The 21,281-nt window shown below is 69.4% G+C and carries 24 protein-coding genes; 12 read left to right on the forward strand and 12 right to left on the reverse strand.

Features of this window, described 5'->3' with window-relative positions; all coding sequences use genetic code 11:
• Window positions 1-55 precede the first annotated feature (55 nt).
• The gene (locus ACIBJH_RS00330; RefSeq protein WP_019075209.1) at window positions 56-238 is read left to right on the forward strand and encodes a DUF6104 family protein; all 183 of its coding nucleotides are present in this window, start codon (window positions 56-58) and stop codon (window positions 236-238) included.
• Window positions 239-286: 48 nt separating this feature from the next.
• On the opposite strand, the gene ACIBJH_RS00335 is transcribed toward ACIBJH_RS00330, so the two are convergent.
• Window positions 287-1,132 carry a hypothetical protein gene (locus ACIBJH_RS00335; RefSeq protein ID WP_399114648.1) on the reverse strand — a complete coding sequence of 282 codons (846 nt, stop codon included), beginning with the start codon at window positions 1,130-1,132 and terminating at the stop codon, window positions 287-289.
• Window positions 1,133-1,321: 189 nt separating this feature from the next.
• Here ACIBJH_RS00335 and ACIBJH_RS00340 point away from each other — a divergent pair, with 189 nt between their 5' ends.
• Window positions 1,322-2,332, forward strand: a complete 1,011-nt coding sequence (locus ACIBJH_RS00340) for a DUF4097 family beta strand repeat-containing protein (RefSeq protein WP_399114649.1) — start codon at window positions 1,322-1,324, stop codon at window positions 2,330-2,332.
• A gap of 1 nt (window position 2,333) precedes the next feature.
• Window positions 2,334-3,437 (forward strand): helix-turn-helix transcriptional regulator, encoded by a 1,104-nt coding sequence (locus ACIBJH_RS00345; RefSeq protein ID WP_399114650.1) that lies wholly within the window; start codon window positions 2,334-2,336, stop codon window positions 3,435-3,437.
• Window positions 3,438-3,637: 200 nt separating this feature from the next.
• On the opposite strand, the gene ACIBJH_RS00350 is transcribed toward ACIBJH_RS00345, so the two are convergent.
• The 4 genes from ACIBJH_RS00350 to ACIBJH_RS00365 all read right to left on the reverse strand — a co-directional run bounded on the left by ACIBJH_RS00350 (window position 3,638) and on the right by ACIBJH_RS00365 (window position 7,147).
• Window positions 3,638-4,207, reverse strand: a complete 570-nt coding sequence (locus ACIBJH_RS00350; protein WP_399114651.1) for a Clp protease N-terminal domain-containing protein — start codon at window positions 4,205-4,207, stop codon at window positions 3,638-3,640.
• Entirely contained in the window at window positions 4,207-4,416 is a 210-nt protein-coding gene (locus ACIBJH_RS00355) for a helix-turn-helix domain-containing protein (protein WP_399114652.1), read from the reverse strand. Before ACIBJH_RS00355 ends, ACIBJH_RS00350 begins: the two co-directional genes overlap by 1 nt.
• 206 nt (window positions 4,417-4,622) lie before the next feature.
• A complete protein-coding gene (locus tag ACIBJH_RS00360; RefSeq protein WP_262055718.1) occupies window positions 4,623-5,588 on the reverse strand; it encodes a zinc-binding dehydrogenase in 966 nt (321 codons plus the stop codon).
• A 335-nt stretch (window positions 5,589-5,923) separates the two neighbouring features.
• Entirely contained in the window at window positions 5,924-7,147 is a 1,224-nt protein-coding gene (locus ACIBJH_RS00365; RefSeq protein ID WP_262055719.1) for an NADP-dependent malic enzyme, read from the reverse strand.
• Between the two features lie 501 nt (window positions 7,148-7,648).
• On the opposite strand from ACIBJH_RS00365, the gene ACIBJH_RS00370 reads away from it, so the two are divergent.
• From ACIBJH_RS00370 to ACIBJH_RS00380, 3 genes are read left to right on the forward strand one after another with little or no spacing between them, the layout of a single operon-like run.
• Window positions 7,649-8,605, forward strand: a complete 957-nt coding sequence (locus ACIBJH_RS00370) for an ABC transporter substrate-binding protein (RefSeq protein ID WP_399114653.1) — start codon at window positions 7,649-7,651, stop codon at window positions 8,603-8,605.
• Between the two features lie 33 nt (window positions 8,606-8,638).
• Window positions 8,639-9,577: an amino acid ABC transporter permease gene (locus tag ACIBJH_RS00375; RefSeq protein ID WP_200710789.1), complete on the forward strand. Its 939-nt coding sequence runs from the start codon at window positions 8,639-8,641 to the stop codon at window positions 9,575-9,577.
• Window positions 9,574-10,380: an amino acid ABC transporter ATP-binding protein gene (locus ACIBJH_RS00380; RefSeq protein WP_399114654.1), complete on the forward strand. Its 807-nt coding sequence runs from the start codon at window positions 9,574-9,576 to the stop codon at window positions 10,378-10,380. Before ACIBJH_RS00375 ends, ACIBJH_RS00380 begins: the two co-directional genes overlap by 4 nt.
• 67 nt (window positions 10,381-10,447) lie before the next feature.
• On the opposite strand, the gene ACIBJH_RS00385 is transcribed toward ACIBJH_RS00380, so the two are convergent.
• Entirely contained in the window at window positions 10,448-11,206 is a 759-nt protein-coding gene (locus tag ACIBJH_RS00385; RefSeq protein ID WP_399114655.1) for a class I SAM-dependent methyltransferase, read from the reverse strand.
• Between the two features lie 114 nt (window positions 11,207-11,320).
• Here ACIBJH_RS00385 and ACIBJH_RS00390 point away from each other — a divergent pair, with 114 nt between their 5' ends.
• Entirely contained in the window at window positions 11,321-11,950 is a 630-nt protein-coding gene (locus tag ACIBJH_RS00390) for a CGNR zinc finger domain-containing protein (protein WP_399114656.1), read from the forward strand.
• Here the strand turns inward: ACIBJH_RS00390 and sodX are convergent.
• Window positions 11,854-12,288, reverse strand: coding sequence for a nickel-type superoxide dismutase maturation protease (sodX, locus tag ACIBJH_RS00395; protein WP_399114657.1), 435 nt, complete (start codon window positions 12,286-12,288; stop codon window positions 11,854-11,856). The two genes, ACIBJH_RS00390 and sodX, sit on opposite strands and share 97 nt — an antisense overlap.
• Window positions 12,289-12,433: 145 nt before the next feature.
• Between sodX and sodN the strand changes: the two genes are divergently transcribed.
• Complete coding sequence (gene sodN / locus ACIBJH_RS00400) at window positions 12,434-12,829, forward strand: superoxide dismutase, Ni (RefSeq protein WP_399114658.1); 396 nt, start codon at window positions 12,434-12,436, stop codon at window positions 12,827-12,829.
• A 120-nt stretch (window positions 12,830-12,949) separates the two neighbouring features.
• Here the strand turns inward: sodN and ACIBJH_RS00405 are convergent, their stop codons facing one another.
• Window positions 12,950-13,774, reverse strand: a complete 825-nt coding sequence (locus tag ACIBJH_RS00405) for a class I SAM-dependent methyltransferase (protein WP_399114659.1) — start codon at window positions 13,772-13,774, stop codon at window positions 12,950-12,952.
• Window positions 13,771-15,108, reverse strand: a complete 1,338-nt coding sequence (locus ACIBJH_RS00410; RefSeq protein WP_399114660.1) for an XRE family transcriptional regulator — start codon at window positions 15,106-15,108, stop codon at window positions 13,771-13,773. Before ACIBJH_RS00410 ends, ACIBJH_RS00405 begins: the two co-directional genes overlap by 4 nt.
• A 104-nt stretch (window positions 15,109-15,212) precedes the next feature.
• On the opposite strand from ACIBJH_RS00410, the gene ACIBJH_RS00415 reads away from it, so the two are divergent.
• From ACIBJH_RS00415 to ACIBJH_RS00430, 4 genes are read left to right on the forward strand one after another with little or no spacing between them, the layout of a single operon-like run.
• Complete coding sequence (locus ACIBJH_RS00415; RefSeq protein ID WP_399114661.1) at window positions 15,213-15,674, forward strand: ATP-binding protein; 462 nt, start codon at window positions 15,213-15,215, stop codon at window positions 15,672-15,674.
• Window positions 15,668-16,144 (forward strand): hypothetical protein, encoded by a 477-nt coding sequence (locus ACIBJH_RS00420; RefSeq protein WP_399114662.1) that lies wholly within the window; start codon window positions 15,668-15,670, stop codon window positions 16,142-16,144. Before ACIBJH_RS00415 ends, ACIBJH_RS00420 begins: the two co-directional genes overlap by 7 nt.
• A 28-nt stretch (window positions 16,145-16,172) precedes the next feature.
• Window positions 16,173-17,288: a hypothetical protein gene (locus ACIBJH_RS00425; protein WP_399114663.1), complete on the forward strand. Its 1,116-nt coding sequence runs from the start codon at window positions 16,173-16,175 to the stop codon at window positions 17,286-17,288.
• Window positions 17,285-17,641 carry an ASCH domain-containing protein gene (locus tag ACIBJH_RS00430; RefSeq protein ID WP_399114664.1) on the forward strand — a complete coding sequence of 119 codons (357 nt, stop codon included), beginning with the start codon at window positions 17,285-17,287 and terminating at the stop codon, window positions 17,639-17,641. The genes ACIBJH_RS00425 and ACIBJH_RS00430 overlap by 4 nt, the downstream gene beginning before the upstream one ends.
• Window positions 17,642-17,715: 74 nt before the next feature.
• Here ACIBJH_RS00430 and ACIBJH_RS00435 read toward each other — a convergent pair whose 3' ends face one another.
• From ACIBJH_RS00435 to ACIBJH_RS00445, 3 genes are read right to left on the reverse strand one after another with little or no spacing between them, the layout of a single operon-like run.
• A complete protein-coding gene (locus ACIBJH_RS00435) occupies window positions 17,716-19,356 on the reverse strand; it encodes a glycoside hydrolase family 13 protein (protein WP_399114665.1) in 1,641 nt (546 codons plus the stop codon).
• 45 nt (window positions 19,357-19,401) lie between these two features.
• A complete protein-coding gene (locus ACIBJH_RS00440) occupies window positions 19,402-20,235 on the reverse strand; it encodes a carbohydrate ABC transporter permease (RefSeq protein ID WP_399114666.1) in 834 nt (277 codons plus the stop codon).
• Window positions 20,232-21,278 carry a carbohydrate ABC transporter permease gene (locus ACIBJH_RS00445; RefSeq protein WP_399114667.1) on the reverse strand — a complete coding sequence of 349 codons (1,047 nt, stop codon included), beginning with the start codon at window positions 21,276-21,278 and terminating at the stop codon, window positions 20,232-20,234. The genes ACIBJH_RS00440 and ACIBJH_RS00445 overlap by 4 nt, the downstream gene beginning before the upstream one ends.
• Between the last annotated feature and the right edge of the window lie 3 nt (window positions 21,279-21,281).

Below are 21,281 nucleotides of genomic sequence, written 5' to 3' on the forward strand. Positions count from 1 at the left end.
ATAACCTGGAGGTCCACCGATCGTGGCCCGAGGCCCACTTCCAGGAGATTCCCCCGTGTACTTCACCGACCGAGGCATCGAAGAGCTCGAAAAGCGGCGCGGCGAGGAAGAAGTCACCTTCGAGTGGCTCGCCGAGCAGCTGCGGACGTTCGTCGATCTCAACCCCGACTTCGAGGTCCCGGTGGAGCGCCTGGCGACCTGGCTGGCCCGGCTGGACGACGAGGACGACGACGAGTAGCAGTCGTTCCTACGACGGTTTCCACGACGTCCGGTCCCGCCCCCGTTGTCAGTCGCGCGGGCAGGCCAGCTCGTAGGCGATGCCCAGCGCCCCTTGGGCCATGAGCAGCGCCCCCGCGGCGGTCCAGCCCGCGCTGCGGCGCCGTAGGCCCCAGGCCGTGAGCGGGACGCCCGTCGTCAGCTGGGCCATGGACAGGACAGTGGTCGCGTACGTGCCGGACCAGGGCAGCCAGGGGCCCAGGCAGCTGTTGTCGACCGCTTCCAGTTCCGTTCGGACCGCCTCGCGCCAGCCCGAGCGCTCGATCTGGCGGGCGTCGGGACGGATGCGGGCGATCTCGCGGAGGCGGTCTGCCGGTTCGCCGGGGGCGAGGCCCGTCGGGAGGGCCACTCCCGCGCGCGTGAGGACCGCCAGGAGGCCGCGCAGACGGGTGCGGGCGTCGGCCTCGGGGTCCGGTTTCGTCAGGTGGTCGAGGGACTGGAGATCCAGTACGGGGTCCAGATCCAGGCGGGCGGCGAAGGTGCGCATCGCCTCGTCCTCGCCGGCGGGAGTGCCGTCGGCGAGCCAGACATAGCCGACGGGACGGCGGAAGCCCGAGGCCAGGGTGTAGCCGGCGCGGTCGGCGTCCCACCAGAGGGCGAGTACGGGCCAGGGGGCGCCGACGGCGAGCGCGGCGGCCCAGCCGGTGAGGACGCGGTCGACCGGTTCGTCGCCGTGCAGCCAGGGCTTGCCCTCGGGGACGAGCACGCTCCAGTCGTCGCCCGCTCGGGTCAGCACCATGCGTTCGTGGAGCGGGTGGGCCGCATGGGCGACGGACTCAGGTTCGGCCCGGCAGAGCAGCAGGGCGCCCGGACCGGCACCGGCCCTCCGTCCGACCTGGAACTTCTCCGTGGACATGGTCACACGCTAGGGCAATACGCCCCTTTTCGCCGGTCGCCGGACAGTCGGCGATCACCGAAACGAGTGTCTTGACTTTCCGCATCCACGATATATCGTGTTTTACGGAAGACGCGATATGGCGCGTCGTGTCCGATCCCGTCTGTGCCCGATCCCGTCCCGTCCGGGTCGACCGAGGAGGTCTGCATCATGTCCGAGTGGTCCGTCGCAGAGCCCAGGAAGCTCACGTTCGACGAGCCCGTGAGCGATCTCCATGTACGCATCGTCAACGGAACGGTGAACGTCGTGGGGACCGACGAGGGTTCCGCCCGCCTCGAAATCTCCGAGATCGACGGGCCGCCCCTGGTGGTGACCCAGCAGCACGGCACCCTGACGGTGGCGTACGAGGACCTGCCCTGGAAGGGCTTCCTCAAGTGGCTCGACCGCAGGGGCTGGCGGCGCAGTGCGGTGGTCTCCCTGGCCGTTCCGGCCGGCACAAGGGTCGAGGTCGGGGTGGTCGGCGCCGCGGCCGTCGTCTCCGGGATCAGCGGGCCTTCCGTGGTGCGGGGCGTCACGGGCGACACCACCCTCGTCAGCCTCTCCGGCCCGGTCCGCGCCGAGACGGTCTCGGGGAACCTGGAGGCCCAGGCCGTCACCGGCGACCTCCGTTTCAACTCCGTCTCCGGCGACCTCACCGTCGTCGAGGGTTCGGGGACCTCCGTGCGCGCCGAGTCGGTGAGCGGCTCCATGATCGTGGACCTCGACCCGGACGGCCCGACCGATGTCCGGCTGACCAATGTCTCGGGCGAGATCGCCATCCGCCTGCCGCACCCGGCGGACGCGGACGTCGAGGCGAACACGGCGAGCGGTTCCATCTCCAACGCCTTCGACGGACTACGGGTGCACGGCCAGTGGGGCGCCCACAAGATCACCGGCCGCCTCGGCGCGGGCACCGGAAAGCTGCGCGCCACGACCGTCTCCGGCTCCATCGCCCTGCTGCGCCGCCCGGCAGAGGAGGACGCGGAGGAGGACGAGGAAGACACCGTCCGGAGCAGTACTCAGAACGACGGTCCGGCAGGCGGACACGGCGTTGAGGACGACGTGACCGATGCCCCTGCGGACGGGGTTCAGGGCGACTCGGGGGAGAATTCCGTTTCCGGCCCGGACGATGCCTCCGGCAGTGCCGCGGCCGACGGTACGACCGACAAGAAGGTGCTCTGACATGCCTCCCGTCTTCGCCCACGGCCGCCTCCGCCTCTACCTGCTGAAGCTGCTGGACGAGGCCCCCCGCCACGGCTACGAGGTGATCCGCCTCCTGGAGGAGCGCTTCCAGGGGCTGTACGCGCCGTCGGCGGGCACGGTCTACCCGCGCCTGGCCAAGCTGGAGGCCGAGGGCCTGGTCACCCATACCACCGAGGGCGGCCGCAAGGTGTACTCCATCACGGACGCCGGCCGCGCCGAACTGGCCGACCGCAGCGGCGAGTTGGCCGACCTTGAGCTGGAGATCCGCGAGTCCGTCGCCGAGTTGGCCGCCGAGATCCGGGCCGATGTCCGGGGCGCCGCGGGCGACCTGCGGCGCGAGATCCGCGCGGCGGCCTCCGAGGCCCGGCGGGGCACCGGCGGCGCGCGAGCCCGAAGCGGCGAACACGAAGGCGCCGCCGGGGACTTCACGGACTTCGGCGACAAGGAGTCGTGGCGCGCCGCCAAGGAGGAGATGCGCCGCGCCAAGCAGGAGTGGAAGGAGCAGGCCCGGCGCGCCAAGGACGAGAGCCGGCGGGCCCGCGAAGAGGCCCAGCAGGCCCGGCGTCAGGCCAAGGAGGCGCAGGCGCGGGCGTGGGCACAGGCCCAGGAGGAGATGCAGCGCATCGGCCGCCAGGTCCAGGAGCACGCGCAGGACCACTTCGCGCGCGGCGACTGGCCCACGGGCGTGCGGGAGAGCCTGACCGAACTGGCAAAGGAGTTCGGGGACTTCGGGAAGGAGTTCGGCAAGGACTTCGGGTTCGGGGGGCGGCCGGGTACGGGCAAGTCGGCATCGGCACCCGCGTCGGGATCAGGATCGGGATCGGCACCGGGGACATCGGCACCGGAGTACAGCCAGACCCCGGAGGACTTCCCCGCGGAGTACGAACCGGCCTGGGCCCACGAGGACTCCACCGGCGACCCTGCCCGCGATCTGGACCGACTGCTCGACCGCTTCCGGGACGACATCCGTGACGCGGCCCGCGACCGCGGTGTCACCGAGGACCAACTCCGCGACACCCGGCGCCACTTGTCCGCGGCGGCGGCCCACATCGGGGCGATACTGCGGGGCGGCCGCAAGGCCTGAGCCGAGGCCAGAGCCAGAGCCAGGGCCAGAGCCAGGGCCAGGGCCAGAGCCAGGGCCAGGGCCAGCGCCAGCGCCAGGGCCAGGGCCAGGGCCAGGGCAAGGCCAGCGCCAAGGCCCGCAGGCGGTGCGCCGCGACATCGGCCCCAGGCGCACCGCCCCGCCCGCGCACCGGCCCGCCGCGCACCGCCCCACCCTTCACCTCACCCCGCCTTCGCCTCTCCCCCGCCGTACAGGACCCGTGTCGCCGCCTCGTGGGTCACCCCGTGGTCGGCGAGCACCTCGCCGGGCACACCGGGGAGGATGGTCAGGGCGAGGAGGAAGTGCTCGTCGCCGATGTGGCGGTCGTGGTGGGCCACGGCGATGCGCAGGGACTTCTCCAGGACGTTCTTGGCACCCCGGCCGAAGGTACGGCGGCCCGGCCACCGCTCCCCGCCCTTGCGGTCGCCGGACATCGCACCGACACCGTGCACCTCCTCGACGCGGGCGACGATCTCCGAGACGTCGATGCCGAGTCCGGCAAGGGCGTCGGCCTCGGACTGGGAGAGCCCGGCACGTCGGCGGGCGTCGCCCAGAGCCCGCCGTAGGGACTCCTTGCGTTCTTCGGTGGTGAGGCCGAGGGCAGTCAGGGTGAAGGAGGCCCGGCTGCCTTCGCGGTCGAGGAGCGCGAGGAGCAGGTGCTCGGCCTCGACGGAACCGGACCCCGACCGCTCGCTGTGCTCCACCGCGCCCTGCACCAGGGCGCGGGCGTCTTTCGTGAACCGTTCGAACATCACTGCCTCCCGTGCTTCTTGTGGACGGCCTGCCTGCTGACTCCGAGTTCCGCGGCGATCTCCTGCCACGACCAGCCCTGATTGCGCGCGCTGCGCACCTGCACCGCCTCCAGCTGCTCCACGAGCTTGCGCAGCGCGGACACGGCACGGAGGCCGACCCGTGGGTCACGGTCACCCGCGCGCTCGGCGAGATCCGTTGCTTCGGTCATGATGTCAACCTACGTTGACACGCACCCATCTGTCAATCAAAGTTGACAAACGTCGACGGCCGGCCCGGGAGGAACCGGACCGGCCGTGAGCCAGACAGAAGAGCCGTGAGCCAGACAGAAGAGACGAGCAGAAGAGACGAGCAGGGGGACGGATAGGGAGACGAGCAGCGGGGACGAGCAGGGGGACGGGCAGAACGGACGAGACGTCAGCCGTTCGTGAGCACGATCTTGCCGAACTGGCCGCCGGAGTCGAGGCGTTCGAAGCCCTCGCGGGCCCGGTCCAGCGGGAGTACCTCGTCGATGACCGGGCGGACACCGGTCGCGGCGCAGAAGGCGAGCAGGTCCTCCAGTTCGTCCTTGGTGCCCATGGTCGAGCCGACGACCTTGAGTTCGAGGAAGAAGATACGGGTCAGTTCGGCGTGCGAGGGGCGGTCGCCGCTCGTGGCACCGGAGATGACGAGTGTCCCGCCGGGCTTCAGCGACTTGACCGAGTGGGACCAGGTGGCGGCGCCGACGGTCTCGATGACGGCGTCCACGCGCTGCGGCAGCCGGGCCCCCGGCTCCACAGCCTCCAGGGCACCCAGTTCCAGCGCCCGCTTCCGCTTGGCCTCGTCCCGGCTGGTCGCGAAGACCCGCAGCCCGGCCGCCTTCGCGAGCACGATCGCGGCCGTGGCGACACCGCCGCCCGCGCCCTGCACGAGCACCGAATCACCGGGCCGTACACCGGAGTTGGTGAAGAGCATGCGGTACGCCGTCAGCCAGGCGGTGGGCAGACAGGCGGCCTCCGCGAAGGACAGTTCCTTCGGCTTCGGCAGCACGTTCCACGTCGGTACGGCGACCTGCTCGGCGAAGGTGCCCTGGTAGTGCTCGGTGAGGATGGAACGGGGTTCCCTGGGGCCGACGCCGTGGCCGGTCTGGCCGATGACGGAGTGCAGGACGACCTCGTTGCCGTCCTCGTCGACGCCGGCGGCGTCGCAGCCGAGGATCATCGGCAGTTTGTCCTCGGCGAGGCCCACGCCGCGCAGGGACCACAGGTCGTGGTGGTTGAGGGAGGCGGCCCTGACATCGATGGTGCTCCAGCCCGGCCGGGCCTCGGGGGCGGGACGCTCCCCCAACTCAAGGCCGGAGAGCGGCTGGTCGCGGTCGATTCGGGCGGCGTAGACGGCGAACATGACCTTGACGATAGGCTCCGCCGGTTGACCAGGGAACTACCGGGCGGTGTGACACATGCCCTCTTGCGCAAAGGTGCGGGGCATTGGCGGGAGCGCCGCTGGGGGCTGCGCCCCCAGACCCCCGTTTCGGCCTGAACGGCCTCGTCCTCAAACTCCCCCGGAGGGGGACCCCCAACGGGCTGAGATGTCCGAACCGGAGCCAAGAAGCCACCCGGCCCGCAGCCGCCGAACGACCCGAGCCCCCCACGGGAAACGCCCACCCCTCAATCACCCGAACGGGCGGGCGGGTGGGCAAAGAAAATGGCCCCGCCCAGAACAGGCGGGGCCATGCACAGCTACCGGCGGGCAACGCCCTCCGCTCGCGCCGCCGCCGCGACAGCCGCGGTGACCGCAGGAGCGACCCGCTCGTCGAACGGTGACGGAATCACATAGTCCGCGGCGAGATCGTCGCCGACCACACCGGCCAGCGCCTCGGCCGCCGCGATCTTCATGCCCTCGGTGATCCGAGAGGCCCGCACCTGGAGCGCGCCCGCGAAGATGCCCGGGAACGCCAGCACGTTGTTGATCTGGTTCGGGAAGTCGGACCGCCCCGTGGCGACGACCGCCGCGTACTTGTGCGCCACATCGGGGTGCACCTCGGGGTCCGGGTTGGCCATCGCGAAGACGAACGCGCCCTCGGCCATGGAGGCCACGGCCGGCTCCGGGACCGTACCGCCGGAGACGCCGATGAAGACGTCGGCACCTTCCAGCGCCGCTTCCAGCGTTCCGGAGAGGCCCGCCTTGTTGGTCAGCTCGGCCAGTTCCCGCTTGACGGGCGTGAGGTCGTCCCGGTCGCGGGAGACGACGCCCTTGCGGTCGGCGACCGCGACGTCGCCGAGCCCGGCCTCCAGCAGGAACTTGGCGATGGCCACGCCGGCCGCGCCCGCGCCGGAGATGACGGCCCGCAGGTCGCCCAGCTCCCGCCCGGTCAGCTTCGCCGCGTTGCGGAGCGCCGCCAGCGTCACGATCGCCGTGCCGTGCTGGTCGTCGTGGAAGACGGGAATGTCGAGCCGCTCCTGGAGCCTGCGCTCGATCTCGAAGCAGCGCGGCGCCGAGATGTCCTCCAGGTTGACGCCCCCGAAGGAGGGCGCGAGGCGCACCACGGTCTCGATGATCTCGTCGACGCCCGTGCAGGCCAGCGCGATCGGCACCGCGTCCACCCCGCCGAACTGCTTGAACAGGATCGCCTTGCCCTCCATGACGGGGAGGGAGGCCTCGGGACCGATGTCGCCGAGTCCGAGCACCGCCGTACCGTCCGTCACGACGGCGACCACGGACGACTTCCATGTGTAGTCGTGGACGAGTTCCGGCTGCTCCGCGATGGCGGTGCACACGCGCGCGACGCCGGGTGTGTATGCGAGGGACAGGTCGTCCTTGTCGCGGATCGGCACGGTGGCCTGCACGGCCATCTTGCCGCCGCGGTGCAGCGCGAACGCAGGATCGAAGGAATCGAGGGGCTCTGCCCCGCCGTCCTGATCCGTACTGCTGTCGCTGCGAGGATTGACGATCTCCGCTGCCACTTTGTCTTACCCCTTAAGTCTTCATTGATTTTGAGGGTGGCCACTCCCTGGTGAGGGGTGGGCGGGCACCGCGCAGGGCCCAGAGAGTTGATGCGTACGAGCACCTGCGCGACGGGCGCGCCGCACACGCGCCCTGAGCCCCGGATGAGGGGTGTAAAGAACCTTCTTACCGGACGGACGGCACCGAGGACGAGTCCAATAGGCGCAAGGTCACATCTCGTCGGCCGGGGGCGGAACGATGATCGATCACATCGTGAGACATGCCGAAGATCTTCCGGCCGGAAGGAGTGATTCCAGCAGATGGTCCGTGATCAGGGCGTCCTGATGTACCGACCTGATGCGATTCGGGGTTCACCCGTTATCCGATTTTGACATAGGGAGTCCCCTGAATGGTTCAGTCCGAATGGCAAGATGCCCTAATCACACGAGGTCGCGACACCCGAAGGTGTGTGTTCTCGTCGACCCGTCGGCACCGCCATCCATCCGCCGGAGGAACCCACCATGACCGCACGCTTCACCCGTCGTACGACCGCCGCGCACACCCGGCTCACAGCGGTCGGTGCGATCGCGGTCGCCGGCGCCCTGCTGCTCACCGGCTGCGGTGACCAGACCAAGAAGGACAAGGACTCCAGCAGCGCGTCGACCAGCTCGGCGCCGCTGGCCTCCAAGCTGCCCGCCTCGATCCGCAGCGCGGGCGTCGTCAAGGTCGGCTCGGACATCGCGTACGCGCCGGTCGAGTTCAAGGACGACTCCGGCAAGGTCGTCGGCCTCGACCCCGACCTCGCGGCCGCCATGGGCAAGCAGCTCGGCGTGAAGTTCGAGTTCGAGAACGGCACCTTCGACGCGCTGCTCACCGGTCTGCGCTCCGACCGCTACGACATCGCCATGTCCGCGATGACCGACAACAAGAACCGGCAGAACGGCATCGACGGCGACACGGGCAAGAAGGTCGGTGAGGGCGTCGACTTCGTCGACTACCTGACCGCCGGCGTCTCGATCTACACGCGCAAGGGCGACACCGGGAACATCGCCTCGTGGTCCGACCTGTGCGGGAAGAAGCTCGCGGTCGAGCGCGGCACGGTCTCCGAGGACCTCGCCAAGACCGAGACGAAGAAGTGTACGGGCGGCAAGAAGATCACCATCGAGCCCTTCGACGACGACCAGCAGGCCCAGACCCGGCTGCGCTCCGGCGGCGCCGACGCGGCCTCCTCCGACTTCCCGGTCGCGGCCTACGCGGTGAAGACCTCCGGCGGCGGCAAGGACTTCCAGATCGTCGGCGACCAGGTCGAGGCGGCGCCGTACGGCATCGCGGTCGCCAAGAGCAACACCCAGCTGCGGGACGCGCTGCAGGCCGCGATGAACGCGGTGATCAAGAGCGGCGAGTACGAGAAGATCCTGACCAAGTGGGGCGCCGAGGACGGTGCCGTCAAGTCGTCCGTGATCAACGGCGGCAAGTGACCGCGGATCCGCCGTCGCTGAGAGGCAACATCCGTGACAACTGACATCGACCGGGCGCCGGGGCCGCAGGACACGCCCCCGGCCGCCCCGGAGACCATCAAGGCCATTCCGGTCAAGCACTACGGGCGGTACATCTCCGCTGTCGTCGCGATCGCGATCCTGGTCTCGATCATCTACGCGTTCGGCAACGGCCAGATCAACTGGCATGCCGTACCGGACTACTTCTTCGACCACCGGATCATGACCGGTGTCTACAAGACCCTGCTGCTGACGGTCCTGTCGATGGTGATCGGCATCGTCGGCGGCATCGGCCTCGCGGTGATGCGGCTGTCGAAGAACCCGGTGACCTCGTCGATCGCCTGGTTCTACATCTGGTTCTTCCGCGGTACGCCGGTCCTGGTCCAGCTGTTCCTCTGGTTCAACCTGGGCCTGGTCTTCCACTACATCAACCTCGGGCCGATCTACAAGAACTACTGGTCGGCCTTCATGACGCCGCTGCTGACGGCGCTGCTCGGCCTCGGTCTCAACGAGGCCGCGTACATGGCGGAGATCTGCCGCGCCGGCCTGCTCGCGGTCGACGAGGGCCAGACCGAGGCCTCGCACGCGCTGGGCATGAGCCACGCCAAGACGCTGCGCCGGATCGTGATCCCGCAGGCGATGCGGGTGATCGTGCCGCCCACGGGCAACGAAGTGATCAACATGCTGAAGACGACCTCGCTCGTGGCGGCCGTCCAGTATCCGGAGCTCTTCCGCTACGCCCAGGACATCGGCCAGAACTCCGGCGCCCCGGTGGAGATGTACTTCCTCGCCGCTGCCTGGTACCTGATCATGACGTCCGTCCTGAGCGTCGGGCAGTACTACGTCGAGCGGTACTACGCCCGCGGCTCCAGCCGTGCGCTGCCGCCGACCCCGCTCCAGAAGATCCGGGCGAACCTGCTGTCCATCGGCCGTCCGAAGGGAGCAGCGGCATGACCGACAAGCTCACCAAGACCGACTCCGTCCCGACCGACCCGTCGGTCCCGATGGTCAAGTCCGAGGGTGTCCACAAGTCGTTCGGCCCGGTCGAGGTGCTCAAGGGCATCGACCTGGAGGTGAAGTCCGGCGAGGTGTTCTGCCTCATCGGCCCCTCCGGCTCCGGCAAGTCGACCTTCCTGCGGTGCATCAACCACCTGGAGAAGATCAACGCCGGCCGGCTGTACGTCGACGGTGAACTCGTCGGCTACCGCCAACAGGGCGACAAGCTCTACGAGTTGCGCGATCGCGAGGTCGCGGTGAAGCGCCGGGACATCGGCATGGTCTTCCAGCGCTTCAACCTGTTCCCGCACATGACGGCCGCCGAGAACATCGTCGAGGCGCCGGTGCAGGTCAGGGGCGTCAACAAGGGGCAGGCCAAGGAGCGCGCGATGCAGCTCCTGGAGCGGGTGGGGCTGGCCGACAAGGCCCAGAGCTACCCCTCGCAGCTCTCCGGCGGCCAGCAGCAACGGGTCGCGATCGCGCGGGCGTTGGCGATGGACCCGAAGCTGATGCTGTTCGACGAGCCGACCTCGGCCCTCGACCCGGAGCTGGTCGGCGACGTTCTGGACGTCATGCGCGACCTCGCCGAGTCCGGCATGACGATGATCGTCGTCACGCACGAGATGGGCTTCGCCCGCGAGGTCGGCGACAGCCTCGTCTTCATGGACGGCGGTGTGGTGGTCGAATCCGGCCACCCGCGCGACGTCCTGACGAACCCTCAGCACGAGCGGACGCAGGGGTTCCTGTCCAAGGTGCTGTAGTGGTACGGCGGTTCCTTCAAGGGGCGGTACGGATCTTCCGTACCGCCCCTTGCGCTTGTGCGGCGGGCTACTTGAGGGCGAGCAGCAGCGTGTCCGACGGCGAGCACCACACCGCCCGTGCCTCCCCGAACCCCTTCTCGCGCAGCACGCGCGCGTGCCATGCGGCCGAGGGCATGTCGCCGTCCGCATGGGCGCCGTAGATCTCGAAGCGGCGGGCGGTCGGTTCGGCGAGAACCGGGTCCTGGGCGGCGAGTTGCCACCACTCGGCCCAGTCGAGGGCGCCGTTCCGCTGGGCCTGTTCCATGCGGCCGTGACTGTGGGTGCGCTCGATCGCGTTGATCCGCGGCGTGCTGTCGTCGATCATGTGGTCGGCGTTCATGAACACGCCGCCGTAGCGGACGAGTTCGGCGAGTTCGCCGTAGAGGACCGCGAGGGGTTCGCTGTGCAGCCAGTGCAGGGCAGTGGCGGTGAGGACCGCGTCGTACGAGTCGTACGGCAGCTTCGTCGTCCACCGCGGGTCCTTGAGGTCGGCGGTGACGAAGGAGGCCCGCTCGTCGCCCTCGAAGGTGCCGCGGGCGATGGCGAGGAGCGCGGGATCGAGGTCGACGCCGGTACTGGTGGCGTCCGGGAAGCGGGCCAGCAGCCGGGCGGTGATGCTGCCGGTGCCGCAGGCGAGGTCGAGGACGCGCGGTTCGGGCCCGACGCAGGCCTCGACCATGTCGAGCATGATCCGGAAGCGGTCCTCCCGGTCGGGCAAGTACCACTCCTGCTGCCGGTCCCAGCTCTCCTGCCAGGACTGCCAGTCGGTTCCGACACCGGTCGTCATGAGGACCCCCTGTCCACGCGCTGTCACATTGCCACTGCCGTAATACCCTGGAAGCACGATCAGCTGTTACCCGACCGCATCCACGACCATAGAGCGCCCTCGTAAGGACTACAAGTGGAACTGGCCTATTACTCGGACTACGCCGTACGCCTCGTCAACACCGAGGAACCGGCCCGGGGCAAGGACGCCCTGACCTCGGTCGAGGCCGTGCGGGACCTGTTCGGCACCAACCAGGAGGCGGCCCGCCGCGCCACCGACGCCGACGTCACGCGCTTCCGTTCGGTCCGGGGCCGGCTGCGGGCGGTCTTCCAGGCGGCCGACGACGGCGACGAGACCCTCTCCGTGAACCTGCTGAACTCGCTCCTCCTGGAGTTCCCGGTCAGCCCGCAGATCTCCGGGCACAACTTCCGGGACGAGGACGGCCGCCCGCTGTGGCACATGCACCTCGCGGACCACCCGTCGAACGCGACCGCCGGCTACGCGGCCATCGCGGCGATGGGCCTGGCCTTCCACCTCACCGAGTACGGCGTCGACCGCCTGGGCCTGTGCGAGGCGCCCCCGTGCCGCAACGCCTACCTGGACACCTCGACCAACCGCTCCCGCCGCTACTGCTCGGACCGCTGCGCGACCCGCGCCAACGTGGCCGCCTACCGGGCCCGGAAGCGCCTGGAGGCCGACCGGTCGGAGAGGACCGGCCTGGCGGCCGAGAGCACCCAGCGGGCGAGCGCGAACGGCGAACGCTGATCCGGCTTGAGCGGCCGGTACCGGAAGCGCACCCTGCCCAGCACCAGATCCTCGGGCACGGTGCCGTAGTCGGTACTGTCCCCACCGGCGAACGCGTTGTCCCCGAGCACCCACCAGCCGCCGTCCCGCCGCTCCACGGCCCGCTTGACGACCAGCAGATCCTGCTGGAACGGATGCCGCAGCACGACGACGTCCCCGGGCCTGACCCTGGCGCCGTACTGCACCACCAGCAGATCCCCGTGGACCAGCGTCGGCACCATGGACGGCCCGGTCACCTCGGCCGTACCAAAGGGCAGTACGGCCCTCCCGCGCTCGGTCTCCTGCGACAGCTCCGGCATCCCCGGCACCTCCCCGGTCCTATCCTCCACCAGTCTGAGTCCGACCCCGTACTTTTGTCCTAAGCCCATGGGGGCACTCGCGAAATCAGCTTCTCCAGGGAGTAATGTCCCACCTGAGAAGACGATCACGAGGAAGGAACGCTCCATGCTTTCCCGCCTGTTTGCCCCCAAGGTGAAGGTCAGCGCGCACTGCGACCTGCCCTGCGGTGTGTACGACCCGGCCCAGGCCCGCATCGAGGCGGAGTCGGTGAAGGCCGTGCAGGACAAGATGGCCGCCAACGACGACCCGCACTTCCAGGCGCGCGCCATCGTCATCAAGGAACAGCGCGCCGAGCTCGCGAAGCACCACGTCTCGGTGCTCTGGAGCGACTACTTCAAGCCCCCGCACTTCGAGAAGTACCCGCAGCTGCACCAGCTGGTCAACGACACCCTGAAGGCCCTCTCGGCCGCCAAGGCGTCCACCGACCCGGCGACGGGCCAGAAGGCGCTGGACTACATCGCCCAGATCGACAAGATCTTCTGGGAGACGAAGAAGGCCTGACACTCAGTCGGCCCGGCCCGACTCGACCGGCGATCGGTGCACCATCGCAGGTCAGTGGGTATGGGGAAGGGACTCTGCCGGTTCGCCGGTGGGGTCCCTTCGTCGTTTCCCCCGCACACATCACCGACGACAGACGAGGACGCCGCCGAGGCACGTGATCTCGAAGGTCCCGTGCTGGGCGATGTGGTCAACGAGGATGGCGCGGGCCCGCTCGACCGTGGCGTCGAAGGGCACATCGTGCTGGTCCGCCCAGGCCCGGTACGAAGCCATGTGCGCGACGACCGGCTCAGGATCGCCAACCGTGACGGTGCCGGGCAGCTCCACGGTCTCCACCCGCCCGAACTCCTCACCCAGAAAGGCCGATGCCTTCTCCAGGGAGAAACGGGCACTGAGCGAGATACGGGCCGGGCCACGTCCGGTACCGAGGACATCGCCCGCAGCCCGCTGCCACAGGTCGTCGAGTTCCGCCTTGTCCCGGTCGCTGTTGGTGGAGGCGATCACCAACCCGTCGCGGGTGACTACGCGGGACAACTCCCTTACTGCCAGGGGGATATCGGGGACGTGGTAGAGCATGTGCAGCGCCAGGGCGGCGTTGACACTCCCGGTCGCCAGCGGCAGACGGGTCGCATCCGCCACGGCAACCGGGCCGGGGACGTCGGCGAGGATGCCGGGGGCGATGTCCAAGCCCAACAGGGCCAGATCGGGCCGGTCCTCGCGAAGCCGCTGGATGAACTTGCCGTTGCCACAACCGACATCGGCCACACGTCCGCGCTCCCGCACACCGCTCAGCTTCTCGGCGACGATGCCGGGCAGGTCGTAGCGGGGCGTCTGCCACCGGTAGAGCGACTGGCGGGCAGCGAGATCCCGGTCGCTGTTGTAGGCACTTCCGGCAAGGCGGCTCCGGTTGGTGACGGCGGCGGCGTGTGCGGCGGACAGTTCGGTCACGTCGGCAGCTCCGGAGGACGGGCGGCGGGTGAGGCCGCGAGGACGGCCGTGTGCTGGAGTCGTTCACGCAGGTGTGCCGCCTGCGCGGCTCCACCGTACTGCGGCTCGCTCAGCTCCCGGCCCAGAGCGATGAGCCGGCGCACGATACTGGCTGACATGCGCTCCGGCGAGGAGTCGAGGACGAAGCCGAGCACCGTCCCTGTACCGTCCAGATCGCCCAGAAGCAGATGGCCGCGGGCGAGATCGACATGGGCGGCGAATAGGTCGCCCACCGATTGGTCGTCATCCTCGGCGCTGCGGTAGAGCCGGATCGCGGTGTCCGCGCTGACGATGGCCTGCTGGACGTGCTCGCGCCCGCCCACCGCCAGATAGCTCGTACCGGCGTACGTGAACTGCTTGGCAGCCGGGAAAGCGAAGATGCCTGGCACCTCGTCGAGACCCACCATCGCCTCGCGAGAGCGCTCGGCATCCGCCAGCGCGGCCACTACACCCACCCGGTCTCCCACTATGGCCAGCGCCCGCGCCTCCAGGCTCGCCAGCCGGGCCCCGATGCTCCCGCCCGCCCGGTGCTGACGACCCGCCTGCGCCAGCCGCGCGGCCTGCTCGTACCGCCCAGTCCAGTAGGCGATCAAGGACTCAACGGCTCGCACCCAGGCCAACATCCCTTCGTGGCCTGCAGCCTCCGCGCACGCCCGGGCAGTGCGAGCGTGTGTGGCCGCGGAGTCGTAGTCACCGAGGTCTAGGCACACATGAGCGGTCAGGCCGCACAGACGGGAGGCCGCGACGTACAGATCAGTGGTCTGCCGGGGATGCTGCCGCCCGCGCAACAGCTCGAACACGCCGTTCCGCAACCGCTTGATCTCGACATACAGCTCCAGCAGCGGGTGACTGACGTAGCTACGGGCAAGCCGAGCGACATCGGCCTCCAACTGCTCTACGACGAACTCGTCGGCGTTGCGCTGCGCGATGAACCGGGCGAACTCCGCCGAGGCCACCGCATCCACCGACACAGCCCCCGCCACGGTGCGCGGACGCACCATGGGCTGCGTGGGCAGCGTCTGTTGCGCGTCTTCCGGGCCGCCGCCGTTCCGCCGGCTCTTGCTGACCACAACCGCTCGGTCGAGTTCCGCGGTTCCGACGCCGAACGCCTGAGCCAGGTATTTTCGCGTGTACGGCACCGGGATGCGTACCTCGCGCTCGTAGCGCCCGATCTCCTTGCCCGTCTTGGTGGCACGCCCCTCCAGGGCGTTGTACTCGTCGGCCACCCGTTGCTGAGACCAGCCACGCTCGGTACGCAGCCTGATGAGCAGCGCACCGATCCCCGTGTCGCTCATCCCCTCTCCCCGCAGCACGTGAAGTCTGGCCCCCATAGTGGCCCCTGACATGGCCCCCGTGCTGGCTCCCGACCCAAACGAGCGACAGCGGTTGGCTGTTGGCCATGCCCAGCAGACTGCCCGGCGAGCCGGACACCCTCGCACCGGACCAAGCCCTCGACGGCGCCGTCGAGCACGGATCGATGCTCTTCGACCGACGCCGGACCACCCCAGGAGCCGCCCGCTCCTTCGTCGCCGAGACCCTTACCCAATGGGGCCGGACCGAACGCCTCGACGACATCCGGCTGGGCACCTCCGAACTCGCCACCAACGCCGTCCTGCACGGAGCCCCTGCGGGCGGCCAGGTCCTTGTACGCGTCGAACTGCACGCCACCGTGCTGCGCATCGAGGTGCACGACGGCGGCAACGGCACACCCACCAAGCGAGAGGCACGGAGCACTGACGCCGAAGGCCGCGGCCTTCTCCTCGTATCCGCAGTGGCCGACCACTGGGGCGTGGAGGAACGCCGTGGCCCCGGCAAGTGCGTCTGGGCGGCCTTCCACCACAGCGCGGTGCCGACATGCTGACGCCCGCCAATACCGAGGCGCTCACGCTGACCGCCGGTCTGATCGCCTCCCTGGCCACGACCACGTGGCTGGACACCGCCCCGACCGGCGCCACTCTGTGTTGCCTCCTACTGGCGCCCCAACAACCCCGCAGCCTCTACGAGACGCCTACCGTCATCGAACAACGCATGCGCGCGGTCGCCGAAGCTCTGCACCTCGGCCCCGCCACCGCACCACCGCCGGACATCGGGCCGCGCCTGCGCCAGATCACCCCGACCGAGGTGGCCTTGCGCTTCGACGGCACCCCCCACCGAAAACGGATCCCCGCGGGCCGCCCCTGGATCCTGCTCCTCGGCCAAGGGACGCCAGTAGCCCTTGTCCTGGGCCTCGACCCGCTCTCCCGCAGTGCCACGCCAGCGGAGATCGACACCTACCTGGACCACGCCACGCCCCGCCAGAGCCTCCTCTTCGGCCACACCCGAACCGAATGAACCCCAACCCACCCCAGGGGGACACGCCGTGACGACCCACCCCGTCTCACCGAACACCGTCCTGGCCAACGCCCTCCACCATGCCGAGGACGTCCTGACCCCACGCATCCTGGCCAACCCACCCGAGCGGATCGTGCTGGTCGTCGGCACCCAGATCAACGGCGCCCCGCATATCGGCACCTCGCTCGTCCAGGCGCTCTCCTTCGCCATGGCCGCCCGCCTGCGAGACCGCTTCGGCATCCCGACCGAGGTCCTGTTCAGCGCCCTCGACAACGCCCCACACGAGCTGACCACTGACCCGGTCAGCGGTCACCGCTACCAGCGTGCCTACGCCCAGGCCCTCGGCGACCAGGCCCTGACCGACCTCGTCGGTGCCCTCTACCAACCCCTGTTCACCGCGCTGTCCCGGCGTCTGGGCATCCCTCACCGGGTCGAGACCTACAGCCACCAGCAGGCCGGCGAGCACTTCCGCCGCACCTGGCTACGGCTCCTGCCCCGACTCGATGCCGCCCGCTGGTGGCTGGCCCCCTCCACCGGCACGCCGCACGTGCGCGTCCCATGCCCACAGCCCGGCTGCGGCTGGGCCGAGAAGCACGCCGAGCGCACTCGCGTCCAACTCACCGACCGCGAGGCCGCGCAAGTGGCTGCCGTCTGCCTCCACCACGGTCCTTACCAGGCCACCATCGCCCCGGCCGAAGGCGCCTACCTCGACCTGGCCACGCTGTACCGCAACCTCGTCAAAGAACTCGCCCTGTCAAACCCCCACGGCACCCTGCACGTCATGGTCAAGGGCGGCGACTGGGTCTTCGGCTCCCACCTGGTCGACGAGGCCCTCCAGGCCGTCGGCCTCACCCACGGACAGCTCCCGGCCCGCCTGTTCTGCCCTCAGGTCGTCACCGACACCGGCGCCAAGTTGTCCAAGTCGCTGATCCGCGAGGGCCGGGCTTCTCTGCCGAAGGGCGCGGCCAGCTGGATGCTCGATACCCGGCAGTGGCCCGGCACCATCGCCGAGTACGCCGAGCAACTGCTGGCCATGACCGATACGTTGCTGTCCGACCCCCGCCACTTCTTCCGCTCGTACTCGGCCGCCGAGATCGGCCGCATGATGACCGCATCAGTCCCCAGGAGCGTTCCCGCCCCATGACCGACACCACCGCCCGCGTCCACGAACTCAACCTCTACCGCCAGTACTTCGACCTCGTCGCCGCGGGCACCAAGACCATCGAGGTGCGGGTGAAGTACCCGCACCTCGCCGACCTCGCCGCCGGTGACATCATCCGCTTCCGCATCAAGGGCACCGACGAGACATGCGAAGTCAAAGCCAAGCGGGTTACCGAGTACCCCAACTTCGAGGCGCTGCTCGACGGCGAAGGACCCGGCAACGTCAACCCGACCGCCAACCGCGAACAGCAGCTCGCCAACATCCGCACCATCTATCCGCCCGAGAAGGAAGCCCTCGGCGCCCTCGCCATCGAAATCCAACGATTTGACCAGTAGGGACCAGGGCCTGTCCGGCCGGCGGGGAGGGAAGACCGAACAGGCCCTGGCGGACTTGAGACCACCGATCGGTGTTACACCGCGAGCCAGGCCGCCTGGTCCGGGGCCAGTCGGCCGTCGTCGACGGGTTCGCTGGTCAGCAGGATCGATGTGTGGTCGGGCAGCCGGTAGGGCTCGGTGGAGAGGTTCAGCACGCAGACGAAGCCGGGTTCGCGACGGAAGGCGAGGACCCTGGCCGGGGTGTCCAGCCAGGTCATGCCTCCGTCGCCGAGGGCGGGGTGTTCGCGACGCAGGCTCAGGGCGCTGCGGTAGAGCTCCAGCATGGACGCCTCGTCACCGGTCTGTGCTTCCGCGCTTCGCTCGGCCCAGTCGGCGGGCTGCGGCAACCAAGGTTCGGCGGTGGCGTTGTCGGGGCTGAAACCGTACGGTGCGGCCTGTCCGGACCAGGGGATCGGGACGCGGCAGCCGTCGCGGCCCCGTTCGGTGTGGCCGGAGCGTTCCCAGACGGGGTCCTGGAGGACGGACTCGGGCAGGTCCTCGGCCTCGGGCAGGCCGAGTTCCTCGCCCTGATAGACGTAGGCGCCGCCAGGCAGGGAGAGCATCAGCAGGGCGGCTGCGCGGGCGCGGCGGGTGCCCAGTCGCAGGTCGAGGGGGCCTTCGGGTACGTAGGACTCGTTGGCCAGCCAGCGTCGTGCCGCAGTGCGGCCGTAGCGGCTGGGGTGGCGCATGACGTCGTGGTTGGAGAGCACCCAGGTGGCCGGCGCGCCCACGTTGCCGAGCATCGCGAGGGTGTCGTCGATGACCGTGCGCAGGTCCTTCGGGTCCCAGCTGGACATGAGGAAGTCGAAGTTGAAGGCGGTGTGCAGGCCGTCTTCGCGGACGTAGGCGGCGAGACGCTCGGGGGTGTCGGTCCATGCCTCGGCGACGAAGGAGCGGTCGCCGGGGTACCCGTCGGCCAGCTTGCGCCAGGCGCGGTAGATGTCGTGGACCTCGTCGCGGTCCCAGAAGGGGTGGTCGGTGTGGGGCCTGGGCTGCCCGTCCGCGGGGGCGGACAGGGGTGGCAGGTCGGGCAGCTCGGGGTCCTTGACGAGTCCGTGGGCGACGTCGACGCGGAAGCCGTCGACGCCCCGGCTGAACCAGAATCGCAGGACGGATTCGAACTCCGCGTGGACTTCGGGGTGTTGCCAGTTGAGGTCGGGCTGCTGGGGGGTGAACAGGTGCAGGTACCACTCGCCGTCCGACACGCGGGTCCAGGCCGGGCCGCCGAAGCGGGAGTCCCAGTCGTTGGGTGGCTGGTCGCCGTCGGGGCCGCGGCCGGGGCGGAAGATGTAGCGTCCGCGTTCCGGGCTGCCCGGTCCGGCGGCCAGTGCCGCCTGGAACCAGGCGTGCTGGTCGGAGGTGTGGTTGGGCACGATGTCGGGGATGATGCGGATCCCGTGCTCGTGCGCTTCCTCGATGAGCTGCTCGGCCTCGGCGACCGTGCCGAACAGCGGGTCGATCTCGCGGTAGTCGGCCACGTCGTAACCGTGGTCGGCCATCGGCGACTTGTACCACGGGTTGATCCAGAGGGCGTCGACACCGAGTGACTTCAGGTACGGCAGGCGGGAGCGGATGCCGGCGATGTCGCCGACGCCGTCGCCGTTCCCGTCGACGAAGCTGCGGATGTAGACCTGGTAGATGACGGCGCTGCGCCACCAGGGGCTCGTGGGGGACATGGTGCTGAAAGGGTCCTTTGAGAGTGGGTTTGTGGGGGACGGCGGCTACTTGGCCGCGCCGGCGGTGAGTCCGGCGACGATGCGGCGCTGGAAGAGCAGCACCATGACCACCAGCGGGATGGTGACGAGGACGCCGGCGGCCATCTGGCTGCCGAACGGGGTCTCGTACGTCGTGGCGCCGGTGAACTTCGAGATGGCGACCGGCGCAGTCTGCATGCCGGGCTTGTTCGTCATCGTCAGGGCGATGAGGAACTCGTTCCAGGCGGCGATGAAGACGATGATCGCGGTGGTGAAGATGCCCGGCGCGGCGAGCGGGACGATGACCTTGCGGAACGCCTGGCCGCGGGTGCAGCCGTCGATCATGGCGGCGTGCTCCAGCTCGTCCGGCATCTGCCGGAAGAAAGTAGTCAGGTTCCACACCGCCAGCGGCAGCGTGAAGGACATGCTCGGCACGATCATGGCCTGGTAGGTGTTGATCCAGCCGATGTCGGTGAACAGCTTCAGCAGCGGCACCACGATCGACACCACCGGGAACATCGAGGTGGCGATGATCAGCGTGAGGATCAGCCGCTTGAAGCGGAACTCCAGCCGGGCCATGGCGTAGGCGGTGAACGTGGCCAGAATCAGCGCCAGGACGGTGGTGATGCCGGCGACGATCAGGCTGTTGAGCAGGGCCCGGGGAAAACCCTGGGACGAGTCGAGCAGGGCTCGGTAGTTCTCGAACGACACCCGGGAGGGCAACAACGAGGTGTCGAAGATGTCGGAGGTGCTGCGCAGGCTGGAGACCAGCATCCAGTAGAACGGGGCCAGGCAGTACGCCACCACCGCGAGGACACCCGCGTACAGCAGCCAGCCGCGCAGCTTCGCCGAGGCCATCATGTCGTCACCTCCGAACGACGGGAGAAGGGCGTCCTGCGGTGCTTGCGTCGGGGCTTGGCCGTACCGCTGTCGCCGACGAGGTCGGCGCCCAGCAACCGGACGAAGGCGAGCGCGACGAGGAAGACATAGAGGAAGAGGAGCACCGCGTAGGCCGAGGCCGGTCCGAAGCGGACGTTGGACGCCTCGCTCTGCGCGAGCATGGAGAGGGTTTCCACGGAGTTCTTCCGGGCGCCGATGAGGATGTAGGGCAGGTCGAACATCCGCAGGGCGTCCATGCAGCGGAACAGCATCGCCACCAGCAGGGCGGGCCTCACCAGCGGCAGGGTGATGTGCCAGAACTGGCGCGGGGCGCTCGCACCGTCGATGCGGGCCGCCTCGTACACCTCCTTGCCGATCACCTGCAGGCCGGCCAGGACCAGCAGTCCGATGAAGGGAGCGGTCTTCCACACCTCGGCGATGATGACCGCGACCTTGGCGTGGAAGCCCTCGGTGGTCCACAGGATCTGGTGACCGATCAGGGCGTTGGCCACGCCGTTGCTGTTGAAGATCCATCGCCACAGCAGGCCGGAGATGGCTGTGGGGACGGCCCAGGGGATGAGGATGCCAGCCCTGACCAGCGCCCGGCCGCTGAACGCCTTGTGCATGATGAGGGCCATGGCCACACCGATCACCGTCTCCAGCCCGACGGTGACGACGGTGAAGAAGGTGGTGTTCCAGAAGGCGTTCCAGAACCGGTCTCCGGCCGCGCCGAAGATGTCGGCGTAGTTCTTCAGCCCCACGAACGGCTCGGTGTCGCTGATGAAGCCGGTCTTCGGGTCCAGCCCCTTCGTCCCGTACAGCGACTCCTGCAGTGCCATGACCGTCGGGTAGAGCACGACGATCGTCAGCACCAGGAGCGTCGGGGACACCAGGAGCGCCGCCATCCGCCCCGAACCCGAGGTCGCCCGGGCCCGGGAAGGTCTGCCGATCACCGGCGATCGGCTGCCCGCCGCACGGTCGGCCTCACCGGTGGCGGGTCCGGGCGGGATCTTGGTGTCGGCCATGGC

The sequence above is a fragment of the Streptomyces sp. NPDC050548 genome (genome assembly GCF_044457385.1).
GTDB lineage: Bacteria > Actinomycetota > Actinomycetes > Streptomycetales > Streptomycetaceae > Streptomyces.